14 protein-coding genes are annotated in these 19,073 nt (G+C 41.7%); 7 read left to right on the top strand and 7 right to left on the bottom strand.

Going from position 1 to position 19,073, the window contains the following annotated elements; translation table 11 throughout:
* From BACFIN_RS00630 to BACFIN_RS00620, 3 genes are read left to right on the top strand one after another with little or no spacing between them, the layout of a single operon-like run.
* A complete protein-coding gene (locus BACFIN_RS00630) occupies positions 1-525 on the top strand; it encodes a DUF4943 family protein (protein ID WP_029425789.1) in 525 nt (174 codons plus the stop codon).
* 38 nt (positions 526-563) lie between these two features.
* Entirely contained in the window at positions 564-1,169 is a 606-nt protein-coding gene (locus tag BACFIN_RS00625) for a DUF4858 domain-containing protein (RefSeq protein ID WP_007758176.1), read from the top strand.
* A 35-nt stretch (positions 1,170-1,204) separates the two neighbouring features.
* Entirely contained in the window at positions 1,205-2,140 is a 936-nt protein-coding gene (locus BACFIN_RS00620) for an NAD(P)H-dependent flavin oxidoreductase (protein WP_007758178.1), read from the top strand.
* A gap of 164 nt (positions 2,141-2,304) precedes the next feature.
* Here BACFIN_RS00620 and BACFIN_RS00615 read toward each other — a convergent pair whose 3' ends face one another.
* From BACFIN_RS00615 to BACFIN_RS00605, 3 genes are all read right to left on the bottom strand, one after another.
* Complete coding sequence (locus BACFIN_RS00615) at positions 2,305-2,571, bottom strand: WG repeat-containing protein (RefSeq protein ID WP_007758181.1); 267 nt, start codon at positions 2,569-2,571, stop codon at positions 2,305-2,307.
* 317 nt (positions 2,572-2,888) lie between these two features.
* Positions 2,889-3,791, bottom strand: a complete 903-nt coding sequence (locus BACFIN_RS00610) for a helix-turn-helix domain-containing protein (protein ID WP_007758183.1) — start codon at positions 3,789-3,791, stop codon at positions 2,889-2,891.
* A 7-nt stretch (positions 3,792-3,798) separates the two neighbouring features.
* Positions 3,799-4,704, bottom strand: a complete 906-nt coding sequence (locus BACFIN_RS00605; protein WP_007758185.1) for a helix-turn-helix domain-containing protein — start codon at positions 4,702-4,704, stop codon at positions 3,799-3,801.
* A 285-nt stretch (positions 4,705-4,989) separates the two neighbouring features.
* Between BACFIN_RS00605 and BACFIN_RS00600 the strand changes: the two genes are divergently transcribed.
* Positions 4,990-6,066: an alpha/beta hydrolase gene (locus BACFIN_RS00600; protein ID WP_022275303.1), complete on the top strand. Its 1,077-nt coding sequence runs from the start codon at positions 4,990-4,992 to the stop codon at positions 6,064-6,066.
* 81 nt (positions 6,067-6,147) lie between these two features.
* Here the strand turns inward: BACFIN_RS00600 and BACFIN_RS00595 are convergent, their stop codons facing one another.
* The 3 genes from BACFIN_RS00595 to BACFIN_RS00585 are packed head-to-tail and all read right to left on the bottom strand — an operon-like array spanning position 6,148 to position 13,492.
* Positions 6,148-7,491, bottom strand: coding sequence for a RagB/SusD family nutrient uptake outer membrane protein (locus BACFIN_RS00595; protein WP_007758187.1), 1,344 nt, complete (start codon positions 7,489-7,491; stop codon positions 6,148-6,150).
* A 13-nt stretch (positions 7,492-7,504) separates the two neighbouring features.
* Positions 7,505-10,828 carry a SusC/RagA family TonB-linked outer membrane protein gene (locus BACFIN_RS00590; protein ID WP_007758189.1) on the bottom strand — a complete coding sequence of 1,108 codons (3,324 nt, stop codon included), beginning with the start codon at positions 10,826-10,828 and terminating at the stop codon, positions 7,505-7,507.
* Between the two features lie 30 nt (positions 10,829-10,858).
* Positions 10,859-13,492, bottom strand: coding sequence for a zinc-dependent metalloprotease (locus BACFIN_RS00585; RefSeq protein ID WP_007758190.1), 2,634 nt, complete (start codon positions 13,490-13,492; stop codon positions 10,859-10,861).
* Between the two features lie 187 nt (positions 13,493-13,679).
* Between BACFIN_RS00585 and BACFIN_RS00580 the strand changes: the two genes are divergently transcribed.
* From BACFIN_RS00580 to BACFIN_RS00570, 3 genes are all read left to right on the top strand, one after another.
* Positions 13,680-15,335, top strand: coding sequence for a M23 family metallopeptidase (locus BACFIN_RS00580; protein WP_007758191.1), 1,656 nt, complete (start codon positions 13,680-13,682; stop codon positions 15,333-15,335).
* A gap of 23 nt (positions 15,336-15,358) precedes the next feature.
* Positions 15,359-16,996, top strand: a complete 1,638-nt coding sequence (locus tag BACFIN_RS00575) for a C69 family dipeptidase (RefSeq protein ID WP_007758192.1) — start codon at positions 15,359-15,361, stop codon at positions 16,994-16,996.
* A 123-nt stretch (positions 16,997-17,119) separates the two neighbouring features.
* Positions 17,120-18,865, top strand: a complete 1,746-nt coding sequence (locus tag BACFIN_RS00570; protein WP_007758193.1) for a phospho-sugar mutase — start codon at positions 17,120-17,122, stop codon at positions 18,863-18,865.
* On the opposite strand, the gene BACFIN_RS23555 is transcribed toward BACFIN_RS00570, so the two are convergent.
* The coding region (locus BACFIN_RS23555; protein ID WP_232281674.1) for a hypothetical protein at positions 18,851-19,073 on the bottom strand (223 nt) is incomplete at its 5' end. The two genes, BACFIN_RS00570 and BACFIN_RS23555, sit on opposite strands and share 15 nt — an antisense overlap.

Below are 19,073 nucleotides of genomic sequence, written 5' to 3' on the forward strand. Positions count from 1 at the left end.
ATGAAAAAAACACTATTAATGCTGTGGATGGCTGTTTGCCTGATTGTATCTTTTGCGGGATGCAGTAGCGAAGAAATGGATTATAACAATCCGGATGTTGATCTCTTTGTGAAACAATTGAAGGCGGGTACATATAAAATGAAGAATGATAAAGGAGTGGTGGAAGTGCCTCATTTCATGGAGGAGGATATTCCCGAACTTTTGAAATATGCGGAAGATCTGACAATTATTCCTTCGTTTCCGTCGGTCTATAATACGAACAACGGTAAGATCCGTTTGGGTGAGTGTATGCTTTGGGTGATTGAGTATATCCGTCAAGGTACACCTCCGTCGTTAGGCTGCAAGATGGTGCTGGCAAATGCTGAAAATTATGAGGCCATCTATTTCCTGACCGATGAGGAAGTGCTCGATGCAGCTGCCTGTTACCGTAGCTGGTGGGAGGAACGGCAATATCCTAAAACCCGGTGGACGATTGACCCGTGTCACGATGAGCCACTTTGTGGAACAGGCTATCGTTGGTGGTAAAAAGGAGAGAGCCTTCGGAAGATAAAAAACAATAAAAAATGAGGAAACGTTTATTTATATCGGCAGTCTCACTGCTGCTGACAGGGGTATGCTATGCCCAATGGTCTGCGCAAGATTCGCTCAAACTGCAAAATTTGTTGGAGGGCAGTGAGGAACTGAAGTTGAATCCGAAGGCGGTCAAGCAGATTGATTTCGGTGGTGCGGTGGGTACTCCCCGTATGTCGGAGGAAAAGCGTTGGATGTTGCCCGATGAGTCGCTTCCCGAAGCACTGCCTAAACCGAAAGTTGTGTTGACTCTTATGCCGTATAAGGCAAATACCCGCTATAACTGGGATCCTGTTTATCAGAAAAAGATCAGAGTGAACAAGAATACATGGCGGGGAGATTCTTTCTATGAATTGCGTCGGCAGAGATTCTATACGAACCGGACACGTAACCGGAAAGCGAATGAAATACGGATAGGGGAGAATGTCTCAGTTTGTGGCGGAACTATTAGCGGGCTTGATTTGATGGCTGCCTTTACGAAAGAATTCTGGAACAAAACAGGAAGAGATAACCGTATCCGCACGTTAGAAGTGTTGAAAACTTACGGAGATTCAACTACCGTGTTGATAAATAAACCTATCGAACAGATTACCCGGTAAAATCGTTATATAAATGTATTGATACATTATTTATTATGAACAGAATAACTTCTCTTCTAGGGATCCGGTATCCCATTATTCAAGGTGGTATGGTTTGGTGTAGCGGTTGGCGACTGGCTTCCGCAGTGAGTAACGCGGGTGGCTTAGGACTGATCGGTGCCGGTTCAATGCATCCGGAGACTTTGCGCGAGCATATCCGTAAATGCCGTGTGGCAACGAAATTTCCTTTTGGGGTGAACATTCCTTTGATGTATCCTCAGATAGAAGAAATAATGAATATTGTGGTGGAGGAAGGAGTAAAGATTGTCTTTACTTCTGCAGGAAACCCGAAAACGTGGACAGGATGGTTGAAAGAACGTGGTATTACGGTGATTCATGTCGTTTCTTCTTCCCGTTTTGCAGTGAAATGTGAGGAAGCGGGAGTGGATGCGGTAGTTGCCGAAGGTTTTGAAGCCGGCGGGCACAATGGACGTGAGGAAACAACGACTTTTTGTCTGATTCCGGCCGTGCGTGAAGCTACTACATTGCCGTTGATTGCGGCAGGCGGTATCGGTACGGGTGAAGGTATTCTAGCAGCTATGGTGTTGGGAGCCGAGGGGGTGCAGATCGGAACCCGTTTTGCCCTGACGGAAGAAAGCTCTGCCAGTCCGGTATTCAAAGACTATTGTTTGAGTTTGGGTGAAGGAGACACGAAATTGCTGTTGAAGAAACTGGCTCCGACACGTTTGGTGAAGAATGCTTTTCGGGAAGCTGTGGAGGAAGCGGAGGATAGTGGTGCTACTCCCGAAGAATTAAGAATTTTGCTCGGACGCGGTCGTGCCAAGAAAGGCATATTCGAAGGTGATTTGGAAGAGGGTGAGCTGGAGATCGGTCAAGTATCCGCCATTATATCCCGCAGACAGTCAGTATCGGAAGTCATGACAGAATTGGTGGAGGCTTGGCAACGGGCGGCGGAGAAGAAATATTTCTAGTAAAGGCTGTATCATAATTCACCACAGATTTACACGGATTTTCTCAGATTAGATTTTAATATATCAATATCTATTATCCGTGTAAATCCGTGTAATCTGTGGTGAAAATGAGCGTTAAGGCAGAAGGCTGTAGGCTGAGATGAAATGAATGCCGGAGTGGTTGGTTACAGACATTCGCTGCCCTGCTTATTGATTTTCATGCTTTTTCCATAGAGACCCGCTCGGGCTATGTTGTTATAAAAGGGTTCTGCTATATCGTATTTAAAAGGAAGTATTTCTTGATTTTCTTTGTCTATGTATCCCCATTGTATTTTACCTCTGGCCGGAGCTAATCCCTCAGAGAAATGACCGATTGCCGAAAAACGCTTTTTCTTATTAGCTACCCTGTAGGCTAATAAAGATGCAAAAAACTTTGTAATAATGTTGTTCATTTTACGATTGTTTGTTGTGGTAGTATGCGTCCGGATACCGTATATATACAAAAGAAGCGTGGACGTCGTTAGTTCATCCTGTTCAGGGCTCTGGTAAGCCTAACGGTGAATGAACAACAGAGTCCACGCCCTTGCATATAACAAAGACGTGAACGCTTAGTTGCCATTATCCCACCGTTAATGAATTTACCAGATTCTGAACAGAGATAATATTCTAAACGCTTCTACGTTATTAATCGTAATAAGTGGAAACAAAGATATTGTTTTCTTGTTGAATAACAATGCTTTTGGAGGATAAATATGAAAAAAGAGTAGTTTTAATTCACCTGTTTGGGATAATCACTTGGTGACATACCTGTTATTTTCTTGAATATAAGGCTGAAATGCTGTACATTCGGATAGCCTAATTGACGGGAAACGGCAGTGGGTGTGGCACCGTATTTCATCAGCATTCGTTTGGCAGTCTCCAATCGTTTGAGTTGGAAATACTGTTCCAAAGTCTTGCCTGTTTCAAATTTCAGCAGGTCTGTAAAATAAACAGGAGAAAGATTGAGCCTTTCCGCCAGATAGTCGGGTGTAGGGAGTTTGCCATTTTGTAATTTCCCCAACTCTATATAATTTTCAAGCAACTGTTCCATTTTTCTAAGAATTGTCTTATTCTTGTTTTCACGGGTGATAAATTGACGTTCGTAGTAACGAGTGCAGTAATCCAGTAATAGTTCGATATGCCGTGAAAGGATAGTCCTGCTATGTGTATCAATCGAATGATGCAGTTCTTCCTCTATATTCCATAGACAGCAGGTGACTTTCTCTGTTTCACGTTGTGATAGATGCAATGCCTCTTCTTTGTGGTAGTGGAAGAAGGTGTAATTATTGATATGGTTCTTCAATGTGGTCTGAAACAGCAAGTCCGGATGAAACACCAGCAAAAAGCCTTTGCTGGGTAAGGTCTTTTCCTTGCTCATTCGGAAAACTTCACCCGGCTTAAGAAAGACCATTGTCGCATTGGAATAATCATAATACTTCCGGCCGCAACATGAACATTCGTCCGGACAGTCTTCTATCAGTAAGATAGCGTAGAACTCGAACTTGACAGTATCCTGCTCCAGGCACGGATTCTCTAAATTAATAAGACTCACCTGAGGATGCAATGTTTTGCAGTCCAGACAACGATTGCATTCATGTACGGTATTTAAGTCCAATGTATTTTTCTGTTTCATATTCTTTTCACAGATTATTCTGTATACGGTATTCGTTAGGAGTACATCCTACCCGTTTTTTGAACAGGCGGCAAAAATGCTGCGGGTACTGGAATCCCAATGAGTAGGCAATCTGGCTGACTGTATCTTCTGTGCCGATCATACGTTCCTTTGCCATTTCGATTACTTTTTCCTGAATATGTTCCTGTGGTGTCCTGCCGGTTTCTTTCTTTACCATATCGCCGAAGTAATTGGGGGAAAGGCATATTTTGTCAGCGAAATATTTGACAGTAGGTAAGCCGTTTTGTTCTGCAAAAGTTCCTGAAAAGTAGTTGTCAAGTAATTGCTCGAAACGTGTCAACACATCATGGTTCGCTTTACTGCGGGTGACGAATTGTCGTTCATAGAAACGCATACAGTAGTTAAGGAGCAGTTCTATATAGTTTACGAGCAATGTTTTACTATGCTTATCCACTCCGTGCTCTAGTTCAAGGCGGATAATTCTCAGGCAATCCATAATAATATTCCGTTCCTCTTCAGAAAGATGAAGGGCTTCGTTTACTTCATACGAGAAGAACGTGTATTTCTTGATTGTCTTGCCAAGTGATGTTCCTAGTAATAAATCCGGATGAAAAAGTATGCCAAGCGCATTCACTTGCACGCGATCTGTGATCAATGTCGTTTCCGCATCCTGTCCGGGAGCAAAACATACAATGGTTCCTTCTTGATAATCATAATTTTGCCGCCCATATCTGATGTCACACGCTTTTTCGAGTTTCAGGTAAAGTGCATAGATACCATAATGCCAGTGTGCATAATTCATCTGCCGGGTGGCTTTATTTAAATTGATCACACTGACCAACGGATTCAAAGTTTCAAGGCCGTATAATTTATTGTATTGGTCTACACTGCCCAAGTTGAATATCTTGTTCATAATTATTGCTGTTTAATGTTTTAAAAGCACTTCCGTTGTATATCGTTTACAAAAATACGGGATAATTCTGTCATTCTAACAACCTTAATTACGGATTATATAACCTCAGTTACGGATTCCACCTTACTTACAGCTTTCGTCAGTATTATAAAATCTGTAATTCAGGTTATGATTGAGATGTAGTATCAGTAATTTGTCTACTGGGGTTAGGCATAAATCTATCTAATTTTGCAACATTCCTAAAAGGGAATAGAAAAATGATTGATAACATAAATAATAGAATGTATGAGACGAACATTGAACTTTTCGCGTGTAGTAATGACAGTATGTCTTTGTATTGCAGGCAAGCTGTTGTCTGCAGGTAATCTTTCTGACAGAAATAATAAGTTTACGGAAAAGAAATTAAACCTGATTCAAGAGTGGGACAAGACGTTTCCCGAAAACGATAAAGTACGTCACTCGAAAGTTACTTTTCACAACCGTTATGGTATCACGCTTGCTGCTGACTTGTATATCCCCAAAAATGCAGAAGGTAAATTGTCGGCAATCGCCATTAGCGGCCCGTTTGGTGCGGTGAAAGAACAATCTTCGGGACTGTATGCTCAAACGCTGGCAGAAAGGGGATTCTTGACGATTGCTTTCGATCCGTCTTATACAGGTGAGAGTGGTGGTGAGCCTCGTTATGTGGCTTCACCGGATATTAATACGGAAGATTTCAGTGCAGCGGTGGATTATCTTGCCAACCGTGACGATGTGGATACGGATCGTATCGGTATACTCGGTATTTGCGGTTGGGGTGGTATGGCACTCAATGCGGCGGCTATCGATACTCGAATCAAAGCAACAGTAACGGTTACGATGTATGACATGAGCCGTGTGAATGCTAATGGTTACAATGATATAATGGATGCTGCCGCCCGTTATGAATTACGCAAGCAACTCAATGCTCAGAGAACCGAAGACTACCGCGATGGTTCTTATACACTTGCCGGAGGGGTGATTGATCCATTACCGGATGATGCTCCACAATTTGTGAAAGAATATTACGACTATTACAAGGCCGAACGCGGTTACCATAAACGTTCACTCAATTCTAATGATGGTTGGAATAAGACTTCTTCGCTTTCGTTTATCAATATGCCTATTCTGTCCTATAGCGGCGAGATACGTAGTGCAGTGCTGATGATTCACGGAGAAAAGGCTCATTCCCGCTACTTTAGTGAGGATGCGTTCAAGAAACTGAAAGGTGACAATAAGGGATTATTGATTATTCCCGGAGCCAATCATGTAGATTTGTACGATAATCTGCAAGTAATCCCATTCGATAAGATAGAACAGTTCTTCAATAATAATTTGAAATAGCAGAATAAATATGATACAATGAAAAAACTCCCTTTGCTGATGAGTTTGCAAAGGGAGTTTATAGTGAATATCAGAACAACTCTAATTGGAGAGATTCGGATTAGCTTCAATAGCACTTTGAGGAATGCGTAAGGTATAGCGTTCGTCATTCTGTTCCAAAATGATGGTCTGTCCGCTATATAAAGTTTTTTCTATTCTCGGACGGGTAGTACGGCGTAAGTCAAACCAGCGATGACCTTCGAATGCCAATTCGCGGGCACGTTCATCCAATATTTCAGAAATTAGAATCTCTTGTTCCATCTTATTTATCTCATTCTTTTTCAGCTCATATTTTTCCGGATTATATCTCTTTTCCATTAATTGTAATAAGCGGTTTCTAGCTTCTGGTAAATGACCTAGACGGGCAGCTGCTTCTGCAGAATTCAAGTAAAGTTCACCGACACGGAAACTACATTTATAATCTACACTTCCGTTTGTTTTAATTATGGGATAATAATCAACTTCATTGTCCTTTTCTCCGAAATATCTTATGGGGCGTAAATCTCCTTCACTAAACATATCTACAAATGATTGTGTAGCTTTTGATGCATCTAATGTGCTGGTTGGCTCATAAATTCTCTCATACGCAGTAATTGATTCAACAGAGGTATATAAATTGGCTTTGGCATCCGGATTATTGTAATCTTCGAGTGTCGCTTTTTGTTTTAAGACACGTTCTGCTGCATCGTATGCAAGTTGCCATTCTCCTTTGTAAAGGCGTACCCGTGCTTCAAAAGCATCTACGGAAAGAGTGTTGAACCTGTAATTATAACCTAATTCCCATTCTTTTTTTGTAATGAGATTTCGTGCGCTTTCTATGTCCTCAAGAATAGAAGTATACACTTCTTCTACTGTATTGCGTGATGGAATCTCTTCAAGGTCGAGGGTTAGTTTCAATGGAATGGATTTTGTCTTCGGTGCACCCTCTTTAGTGTAAGGTTGCCCGTAGAAGTTGACCAAAAGGAAGTGCATATATCCTCTCATTAAATAGGCTTCTCCCACCAATTGGTTGATGTCCTGTTCGCTTCCTTCCGTTATTTCATCTTGCTTGTCGATGATGGCATTGGCATAATATATATTTTCATAATAATCTAGCCAGCCGAATTCTCTGGCAGATGTACTATTGTTTATCCATTTTTCTATATCGCCGTAATTATTTTGGTCTATGTTGTCTTTTTTTACGGTGATGTCTTTTGTACGCATATCACAAACACTCCTGTCTAAAAGGTCTTTTGAGTATGCCGTAGTCATCAATGCTCTATATTCTTCTAGAGTGTTGGGGATGACTTTTCCGACAGGCTGTATGTCAAGGTAGTTACTACATGATGTCATGACAATGCAACCTGTCAATACAAGAAATCTGTATATTGATTTTATTCTTTTCATATTGGAGAATTACTTAAAAATTAAGACTGAGGTTGAATGTTACTGATTTGGGCACTGGAGTGGAATAGAGATTGCTCATTGATTCCGGGTCCATATAGTTTTTATAACTAGAGCCAAAAACTAATAGATTACGTCCTTCTACAGCAACAGTCGCTCCGTTGATGTTGATTTTACGGAGCCATTCTTGCGGTAACTTATATGCTAGTCTTATATTCTGTAGGCGTACATAGTTGAGACGTTTTACCCATAAGTCAAGGTTCTTATAAATGGCAGGCAGATCACCGAAAAGTGCATAATCGGCAGGATAATTATTTTTTGTGAGTAAAGCCGGAAACTTTCCACTATGGTTTTCGGGTGTCCAGCGTTCAAGGATATCCTGATTTGTATTATGTCCGGGGTCAAATCCGACAATATCGTAAGAAGGATTTGTACGTACATGTGCACCAAAGTAATATGAAAAGTTGAGATTCAATTCCCAATTGCGGTAGTTGAATGTATTGATTAAACCACCTGTGTAGGGAGCGTCATTTGTTCCGGCATATTCGTATAGGCTTTGTTGGAATTCTGCAGTCGCATCATACTCATAAAAGCCTCCAAGTCCTCCGGTTAGGTCTACCATTTCGAATAATTTTTCAACAGTAACAGCTTCATCGCTTCCTTTTGGATAGATAAGTATGCGTCCTGTTTCCGGATCAACCTTGCTTTTGATTGCAAAAATAGTACCTACTGGGTAACCTTCCAGTCCTGGAGTCGGGCTGTTTTCCTTTTTATGATCTTTAAGTACTTTGTTGTTGTTATAAGCAAAATTGAATGTAGTGTACCAAGAAAAATCCTTAGTTGTTATATTACGGGTTTGTAGGTTTATTTCTACTCCCTTGTTCTCCATGCTGGCCCAATTGATTGCTTGTGAGGAGAAGCCGTTTTCCAAAGGCAAGTCCTTGTAGCCGATAAGGTCACTTCCCCTTCTGTAATAATAGTCTATACTGAGATTGATGGCTGATTTGAGTACGGAGAGATCTATTCCGGCATTGTAAGACGCAGTCTTTTCCCAACGTAGTTTGTCGTTGGGAGCTGAACCGATGGTTATAATTGTCTCATTTTTATCAATTACTGTTTGGTTACTATAATTACCGAGTAAGAAAGGAGAAGTATTTTTATCAATATTACCTTGCAGACCGTAGGATAATCTCAAAGCTAAATTATCCATCCATTGATTAGCCGGTTTCAAGAATGCCTCATTGGAGATTCTCCATAATCCACTGATAGAGTAAATGGGTAAGAAACGGTACTTCTTGTCTACCCCGAATAGATCGGAGCCATCCATACGTACGCTTGCTCCTAATGTGTAGCGTTTCATAAGTGTATAGGAACCGTTAGCATAGAAAGATGCAAAAGCGTTTTCTGTATAAGATTTTATGTGCAGCGGGTAATCGTCAGCGTCTCTCGGGTCAATGTTAAGTGGCTTTGTTGTGAGTGTCTTAGGATCATAACCATAAGCGGTGGATGCAAGTGCATCATACCAATTTTTGCGTATTTCCGAACCACCCATAATTTGTACCTCATGGATATCTTTGAAAGTCTGGTTCCATTCGCCTTGTATCTTCCAAGTGATTTGCGAGGTAGTGGAGTTGCTTACTTTATGCATTCCTCCTTCCGGAATAATATAGCTCTCTCCATCTTTGCTCTCTTCGCGCATATAACGCATGGAGAATGTGTTTGGACCGATATATTGTTCAACTTTAGACTGCTCCCATTGCAATCCGACTTGTGAAGTCACTTTCCAATGATCATTGAAACGTAAATCAACATTGAAGATCGAATTGATAGCAGTTGTCACTGTCTCTTTACTCGTATTGTTACGTTCTTCAAGGATATTGAACCCTCGTTTGGGGTCCGGTTCGTTATCACTTGTCGAGCGGATATCGTAGTCGTAGATATAGTTATTTTCCGCATCGTATATTTCCTGATATGGGTTTGCCACACGCGAATAATAAATTGGATTTGAGTAACCGTATTTGTCACTTACAAAATCTTGGTTCTTCCGTCGGTTGGCAAATATGGAAGCACCGATTTTTAGCATTCGGTTTACCTGATAAGAGGTTTTGCTTGTCAGGTTAAAACGGCTCATATCAACACCTGGTACATTACCATTTTCTTTAGAGTAACTTAATGAATTGTAATAGGTGGTTTTTTCGCTACCTCCTGAAATACTGAAATTGTATTCTTGGGTAAATGCACTTCTGAACAAGAGGTCGTTCCAATCAGTATTAATTGTTTTCAATCGGTTGATAGCGTTTTGAGCCTCACTGCTTAATCCGTCCCATCCTTGCTGTTGGTAAGTTTCAAATAAATTGTATTGCCTTAAGACAGAAGCGACTCCTCCCTTGCGATAAAAAGGATGGGCAGTGAATATGTCATCCGGTTCTTTCATCAATTCCAATTCCAAATTGACTTTCTGTTCGGAATTTAATAGATTCAATCGCGAAGTATTCAAATTGGGCGTATAACTCAATCTTGTGTTGAAATTGACTATAGGTTTACCTGTGCGTCCTCTTTTGGTAGTAATTACAATTACACCGTTTGCTGCGCGTGCACCGTAAATGGCTGTTGCAGCAGCGTCTTTCAAAATTGTAATACTTTCAATGTCGTACGGACTGATTCCGGCAATTGATGATTGTCCTATATTTACAATATCATTATCCGTATCACTGTCTAAGTCCGGAATATCCGTCCCTTCCAATGGAATTCCGTCCAACACCCACAGCGGGTCTTGCGTTCCGTTTAACGACGCTGTACCACGAATACGGATACGTGCGGGGGCACCCGGAGCACCGGAGGTTGTCGTAACGGATACACCGGCTATTTGTCCGGCTAATGCCTGGTCGATACTTTTTGCGGCACCTACCATTGCATCTGTAACATCTACTTTGGCAATGGAGGCGGTCAGTTTGCGGCGTTCCAACTCTTGATAACCGGTTACTACTACGTCCCCTAATGTATGTGATGAGGCTTGAAGTACAATATGGTAATTTTCTTTTCCAGACTGTAATGGTACACTTTGTTCTTCAAAACCGATGTAGCTACAATGAATCCGGGTTACTTTTTCCGGGACAGACAAGGAAAACTTTCCGTCTATATCTGTAATCGTACCTAGAGATGTTTGTGGTACTCCGGCTTTTTTCAGTTCATCGGCTGATACGTAAACTGAGGCGCCGATGAGTGGCTCATTATCTTCACCGGAGATTACGATTCCGGTGATAGTGCGATTTGCTGCATTGGCAAAAAACAATGCGTTGGCGAAAAGGCATATCAAAATACAAAGATGTCTTTTTCTCATTAATTGTAAATGTTTAGTGATTGATTTGTTTTATTTGACTCCTAGAGCTGTGTTAATTCGTAAAATCATATCTTCATAATGGTAGCGTGTAGCCGTATCGGAAGTTCCGAGACGATTCTGCAACAGCTTCTTGATACGTAACAACTCACCGCGCTTTACTGAGATTGCATCTGAGATGCGGTTAAGCTGGCTACCGTAGAAGTTGAGCACACGTGGAGCTCCCATGCGGTCTTCCTGGCGAAGTGCCCGTTGTTCAGCTGCATAACAACTACAGAACGGAGTGGCATGGTCAAGCAAGAAGTGCTCATCGGCAATCTTTTTGTTGATTTTTACTGCTTCGGGTTCTGCTGCGGCTGTCAGCAATGCATCAAGGAAATTCTTTTGTAAAGAACGTTCCATGACATTGGGGACACCTCCCCGTTCGGTAACTCCAAAAATATTTTTATGAAGTCCATCCATCAGTTCTACTACCGTAAAGGCTTTTTTCCCATTGACGGATTCATTTTCAATCATACGCATCAAGCGATTGTTGCCCAGTAAATCCCAAAGAATGTAAGCCTGTGCATTTTTGAGAATCTGAGTAGGAGCGTTCTCCTGTTTTCCCACCGGAGTATTACGCAGAAGATAGGTGTACTGTCCCACTTCCGTGTCAAACAACCATTTAGGATAGGTCAATACCTCATTCAACAGGAACTTAAGTGCGGCCTGCTGCTTCTCTTTTTCTACGAATGTATAGGTCTTGATGCCATCTCCCACAGTTGTATTTTCGATATAAATACCACCGATGTTGGCGAGTACATGATATAAGTAGTTGTTCCACTGATTGATGACAGCATAATAGAGGCGTGACGCTTCTTCATAAGTCTGTCCCTTTTCTCCGGTTGTAGTCCATTGGAGAATCTGTGGCACAATACGTTTCAGGTTTTCAATACCCAGTAGGGAGGAACGAACCGGGTCGTCACCTAAATCTTCATTTTGTGCGCGCGGATCTACTGCGTCACGAACATCTTGTGCTTCGCTATATTTATAGAGGCGGTCGGTGTGTTTGCTCAAAAAGTTAAATAAGAGAGTTTTTTCTTCTTCCGGAGTATTTTTCCCATACCAACGGTAACCGTATTCGATAGCGAACATATCGTATGGACCGATGTGTGGAGAAAGAACCTTCACACCGTCTCCCGGTTGGGCGATATAGTTGAAGCGTGCATAATCCATAATGGATGAAGCAGTAGAATTCATTCTGGAAGTGAATGTTTCGGAACGCAATGAATCCGTCGGGAAAGCCCACGATCCCATCATGTTATGACGTAACCCCAATGAGTGTCCTACTTCGTGGCAGGCAACGAACCGGATGGCGTCTCCCATCAAGTCATCAGGCAGTTGTACTTTGCGTGCTTCGGGGCAAACGGTTCCGGTCTGTACCGTAATCCATTCACGTACCATAGAAAGCACGTTGTGCCACCACATGATATCCGCTTCCAGAATCTCTCCGGAACGAGGGTCCAGAAGAGAAGGTCCCATTGCGTTTTTCTTTTCCGAAGCAGCGTATGTCAGCACGGAGTAATTGACATCATCCATGTCTACGTGCATACTGTCCGTTATTTCTTTGGCGATAATCGCATTTTTGAAACCGGCTTTTTCAAAAGCGACCTGCCAATCTTCGATTCCTTTTTTGATGTACGAACGCCATTGGTAGGGAGTTGAGTTATCAATATAAAATACGATTGGTTTGGCAGGCTCCACAATCTGTCCTTTTAGATAGGCTTCACGGTCTTCCGGTTTCGGCTCCATGCGCCAACGGGTAATGTATTGTGTCTTGTCCGTTCCTTGTTGGGCGTCGCTAAAGTTCAATAAAGGGTTGGTGAAGTATCCGACTTTCTGATTATCAAAACGTCCCATCATCGGCGTTTCGGGTAATAAAAGAATGGAAGAACTGACTTCCACTGTCACATACACTGTTGTAGTTCCTTCTGTCACTCTGGTTGTCAGCTCGGAAGTTGCCACGACATTGTTTGAGAAAGATTTGATAGACAGGATACGTGATAAATTTTTGATAGCCGATGTGCCCAGGTTGATATTGGTAAACACATTATTGATACTGGTTTCCGTGCCGTCATAAATATCATTCACTTTGATTACCAATGCAGTAGAATCGGCATTGACAGCTTCGATTTTGAATGCGGCAATCAATGGAGAAATAAAATTATCTTGTACCGAACGGAAAATGGCGTCAGTGCGGGGCGCAAGAGGTAACGGGCGTTGTTGGCGGAACATCAGTTTGCCACTTGCTTTGTCCCATTCCATGCAAACCATCTGATTCTCGTAGTTTACTCCACGATTCACACCTGCCTCATTCAATTCGGCTGGAACCCGTTGCAGTTTATTGACAACCAATAAATCGCGTCCTAAAAGTGCGGTAGGAATTTCAAAATAGAAATCATTTTTCTTTTGATGTACAGCAAACATTCCTTTTGTCGTTTTGCTGCCTTCCACTAGTTTCTCGTAGTCACTTTTACTCTTCTCTTCTCTCTCTTCTGGTTTTTTCTTTTTCTTCTTAAACCAACTCAGATTTTCTGTAGCGGGGGTAATTGCAAATGCCGAAAGGGCTTCTCCACTCAGCAATATACATGCAATGACCGCTGCCATTACTCTTACATACATTCTCATTGAGTTCTTTATATTTAATTATAATTAAAAAAACGGATACAAAAATACAAATATAATGGATTTAAGGCAATAATGAATCTAATAATAAAAGAATTATTAACTAGTCTCTTATTGCATCATTCTTTCTGGATATTTCGTAATTTAGTTGGAATAGTGTACATTTGCCGGAAGTAAAAAAGAGAATGGAATGATAAAACAATATATCACTGCTTTGATGTTGGCTGGCTGCATCGGAGGTTATGGGCAGGAAAAAAAGCAAGCGACTTTTATACCCCCTTTTGATTTTCCTCTTACATTGAGCGGAAATTTCGGTGAAATTCGTTCCAACCACTTTCATGGCGGGTTGGATTTTAAAACAGGAGGTGTGATCGGCAAACCGGTTCGTGCCCTTGCCGATGGTTATATCTCGCGTATTCGGGTGACTAACGGTTCGGGGTATGTGCTTGATGTCTGCTATCATAATGGATATTCTACTATTAACCGACATTTGAGCGGTTTTATTTCTCCCATTGCCGAAAGGGTGGAGGAACTTCAATATGAGAATGAGAGCTGGGAGGTTGAGATTATTCCCGAACCGGATGAATATCCGGTAAAAAGCGGACAGCAGATAGCTTGGAGCGGGAATACCGGATATTCTTTCGGTCCGCATCTTCATTTGGATATGTTTGAAACGGAATCAGGAGATTATATAGATCCTATGCCTTTCTTTAAATCAAAAATAAAGGATACACGTGCTCCGAAAGCTGATGGTATTATGTTTTTTCCGCAGCCCGGTGAGGGAGTGGTAGACGGAAAACAAGGGATAAAAACGATACTCCCGAATAGTGAACGTCCGGTGGAGGCGTGGGGGGTGATAGGTACGGGCATTAAGGCATACGATTACATGGATGGCGTAAACAACCATTACGGAGTATATTCCGTTATTCTTACGGTGGATGGTAATGAGGTGTTCCGTAGTACAGTAGACCGTTTCTCTCAAGAGGAAAACCGGATGATCAATTCGTGGACGTACGGGCAATATATGAAATCTTTTATCGATCCGGGAAATACGTTGCGTTTGCTGAAAGCCTCAAATGAAAATCGCGGTCTGGTCACGATTGACGAAGAGAGGGATTATCAATTTCTGTATACTTTGAAAGACGCTTTTGGAAATACTTCAAAATATAGCTTTGTCGTGCGTGGGCGAAAGCAGCCGATTGAACCTTTCAATTATCGGGAAAAGTATTTCTTTACTTGGGATAAAACCAATTATCTGCAAGAACCGGGATTGAGCCTGGTGGTTCCGAAAGGAATGTTATATAAAAATACTCCGCTCAATTATCAGGTAAAAGCCGATAGTGGGGCAGTGGCGTTCACCTATCAGATTAATGATAAATCCATTCCGCTTCATGCGGGTTGTGAACTCCGTATCGGACTGCGTAGGAAAACGGTTGCTGATACGGCCAAGTATTATGTGGCACGGGTTACTCCGAAAGGAAGTAAGTACAGTGTAGGAGGAAAATACGAAGACGGATACATGAAGACGTCTATTCGTGAATTGGGGACTTATACTGTCGCTGTTGATACGGTTCCACCGGAAATTATCCCTGTCAATAAGAATCAGTGGGGAAGGAATGGAAAGATAGTCTATCGGTTGAAAGATAAAGGAAGTGGCGTTGCTTCTTATCGGGGAACGATTGACGGAAAATATGCACTTTTCGGACGGCCTAATATTGTAAAGTCTTATTGGGAATGCAAACTTGATCCGAAGCGTGTGAAGAAAGGGAGAAAACATACTGTTGAATTTACGGTTGTCGATCATTGCGGGAATACGAGTATTGCCCGTGAAAGTTTTGTCTGGTAATTATAAAAAATGAATGATATATTATGAAGAGAAGTATTATTTTGTGTTTTGCCGTATGGATGACGGCTGTGGCGAATACTTTCGCCTGTACTAATTTGATTGTCGGAAAAAATGCGTCCGCTGATGGTTCGACCATTGTTTCCTATTCAGCCGACTCATATGGCTTATTCGGAGAACTTTATCATTATCCGGCAGCTACGTATCCGAAAGGGACCATGTTGAAAGTGTACGAATGGGACACCGGTAAATATCTGGGAGAAATCGAGCAGGCTCGTCAGACTTATAATGTGGTTGGCAATATGAATGAATATCAGGTCACTATTGGGGAAACTACTTTCGGCGGTCGTCCCGAGTTGACGGATTCTACGGGTATTATTGATTATGGAAGTTTGATTTATATTGGATTGCAACGTTCGCGTACTGCTCGCGAAGCCATAAAAATTATGACTGATCTGGTACAGGAATATGGATATTATAGTGGGGGTGAATCTTTTACCATTGCCGATCCGAACGAAGTATGGATTATGGAGATGATTGGTAAAGGTCCCGGCATTCGCGGAGCGGTTTGGGTAGCTGTCCGTGTGCCGGACGATTGTATCTCGGCTCATGCTAATCAAGCGCGCATTCATCAGTTTGATATGAATGATAAGGAAAACTGTAGGTACTCTCCGGATGTCGTTTCTTTTGCCCGTGAGAAGGGATATTTTAATGGAGTAAACAAGGATTTTAGTTTTTCATTGGCTTATGCCCCTCTTGATTTTGGTGCACGTCGCTTTTGTGAAGCTCGTGTATGGAGTTATTTCAACAAATTCACTGATAGAGGAAATGAATATCTTCCTTATATCGAAGGAAAAACCGATACTCCGATGCCGCTTTTCGTTAAGCCGAAGCAGAAATTATCCGTGCAGGATGTGAAAAATATGATGCGCGATCATTACGAAGGTACTCCGCTTGATATCTCCAATGATTTTGGAGCCGGTCCTTATAAAACACCCTATCGCCTTTCTCCTCTGAACTTTAAAGTCGATGATAAGGAATATTTCAATGAACGTCCTATCTCTACTCAACAGAGCGGTTTTGTATTTGTTGCACAGATGCGTGCTCATATGCCGGATCCGGTAGGGGGAGTACTTTGGTTTGGTGTGGATGATGCGAATATGACTGTATTTACTCCTGTTTATTGTTGCGCTACTAAGGTGCCGGTATGTTATACACGTGTGGATGGTGCCGACTACATTACGTTCTCATGGAATTCTGCTTTCTGGATTTTCAATTGGGTGTCCAATATGGTTTATCCGCGTTATGATCTGATGATTGGGGATGTGCGGGAAACACAGAAAGAGATGGAAAGCACATTCAACACAGCACAGGCTGGTATTGAAGAAATGGCAGTCAAACTATTGGAAAAGGATAAGGATGCAGCAATCAATTTCCTGACAAATTATGCTAACATGACAGCTCAAAGTACTTTTGATACTTGGAAGCAATTGGGTACGTTCCTGATTGTAAAGTACAACGATGGGGTAGTGAAGCGTATGAAAGACGGACAGTTTGAACGTAATTCTATCGGACAACCTGCAGGAGTGCTTCGTCCCGGATACCCGAAAGAGTTTTTGCAGGAGTATGTGAAACAAACCGGTGACAGATATTTAGTGAAATAGTTATTTAATGGATAATCGATAATTATCCATTAAATAACTAGGAATTGTAAACTTATTATTTTACATTTGTGTGCTCAAGAAAATAGCAATGAATAATTCATTAACCAATAAATAACAATCGAAATGGAAAATCAGGAACTAATTAAACAGGTCACTGAGAAAGCCGAAAAATGGCTGACCCCAGCTTATGATGCTGAAACTCAGGCTGAAGTGAAACGTATGTTGGAAAACGATGATAAAACCGAACTAATTGAAGCTTTCTATAAGGATTTGGAATTTGGTACAGGCGGTTTGCGCGGTATCATGGGGGTAGGTAGCAACCGTATGAACATTTATACAGTAGGTGCTGCCACTCAAGGACTTTCCAATTATCTGAAGAAGAACTTCAAGGATCTGCCGCAGATTTCTGTAGTAGTAGGTCACGACTGCCGTAACAACAGCCGTTTGTTTGCGGAAACTTCTGCTAATATTTTCTCTGCCAATGGTATCAAAGTATATCTGTTTGACGACATGCGTCCGACACCGGAAATGTCTTTCGCCATCCGTCACCTCGGTTGCCAGAGCGGTATCATTCTGACTGCTTCTCACAATCCGAAGGAATACAACGGTTACAAGGCATATTGGGACGATGGTGCACAGGTATTGGCTCCACACGATAAAGGTATCATCGACGAAGTGAATGCAATTGCTTCTGCTGCCGATATTAAATTCCAGGGAAATCCGGATTTGATTCAGATTATCGGTGAAGACATCGATAAGGTTTATCTGGATATGGTGAAAACTGTTTCTATTGATCCGGCAGCTATCGCCCGTCACAAAGACATGAAGATTGTCTATACTCCGATCCATGGTACAGGTATGATGTTGATTCCTCGTGCATTGAAAATGTGGGGATTCGAAAACATATTTACTGTGCCCGAACAGATGATTAAGGACGGTAACTTCCCGACTGTCGTATCTCCGAACCCGGAAAACGCGGAAGCTCTTTCTATGGCTGTAAACCTTGCCAAAGAAATTGATGCTGACCTCGTTATGGCTTCCGATCCGGATGCTGACCGTGTGGGTATTGCTTGCAAGGATGATAAAGGCGAATGGGTACTGATTAACGGTAACCAGACCTGTATGATGTACCTTTATTATATTCTGACACAGTACAAACAACTGGGTAAGATTAAAGGTGGCGAGTTCTGTGTGAAGACAATCGTTACAACTGAACTAATCAAGAAAATCGCAGATAAGAACAATATCGAAATGCTTGACTGCTACACCGGATTTAAATGGATTGCCCGTGAAATCCGTCTGCGTGAAGGCAAACAGAAATATATAGGTGGTGGTGAAGAAAGCTACGGATTCCTTGCCGAAGATTTCGTTCGCGATAAAGATGCCGTATCAGCTTGCTGTTTGATTGCTGAAGTTGCTGCATGGGCAAAAGATAATGGTAAATCCTTGTATCAGTTGTTGCTGGATATCTACGTAGAATACGGATTCTCTAAAGAGTTTACTGTAAACGTAGTGAAACCGGGTAAGAGCGGTGCAGAAGAAATCAAAGCTATGATGGAGAACTTCCGTGCCAATCCTCCGAAAGAATTGGGTGGCTCTAAAGTGATCTTGAGCAAAGATTATAAGACGCTGAAACAGACAGATGATAAAGGTAACGTAACTGCAATCGATATGCCGGAACCATCTAACGTACTTCAATATTTCACTGAAGACGGTAGCAAAGTTTCTGTTCGTCCTTCAGGTACAGAACCGAAGATTAAGTTCTATATGGAAGTTCAGGGTGAAATGGGTTGCCGCAATTGTTATGCTTCTGCCGAATCTGCTGCAATGGAAAAGATTGAAGCAGTGAAGAAATCATTGGGTATCTGATTTTGTTTCTTCTGAAATTTCAGATATAGATAACGAAAGATAAATAATAAATAGGGATATTCCTAAAATAATAAAATTTAAGGCAACTACTTCATTGCGAATTAGTTGCCTTTTTTGTATCTTTAAGCATTCCCCCCAAAAAACGGTTTGACGGCCAAAACGGGGGTAATCTAAAATAAAAACACATGGTAAAGATACAAAAAATCTC

This window comes from Bacteroides finegoldii DSM 17565, from assembly GCF_000156195.1.
Classification (GTDB): Bacteria; Bacteroidota; Bacteroidia; order Bacteroidales; family Bacteroidaceae; genus Bacteroides; species Bacteroides finegoldii.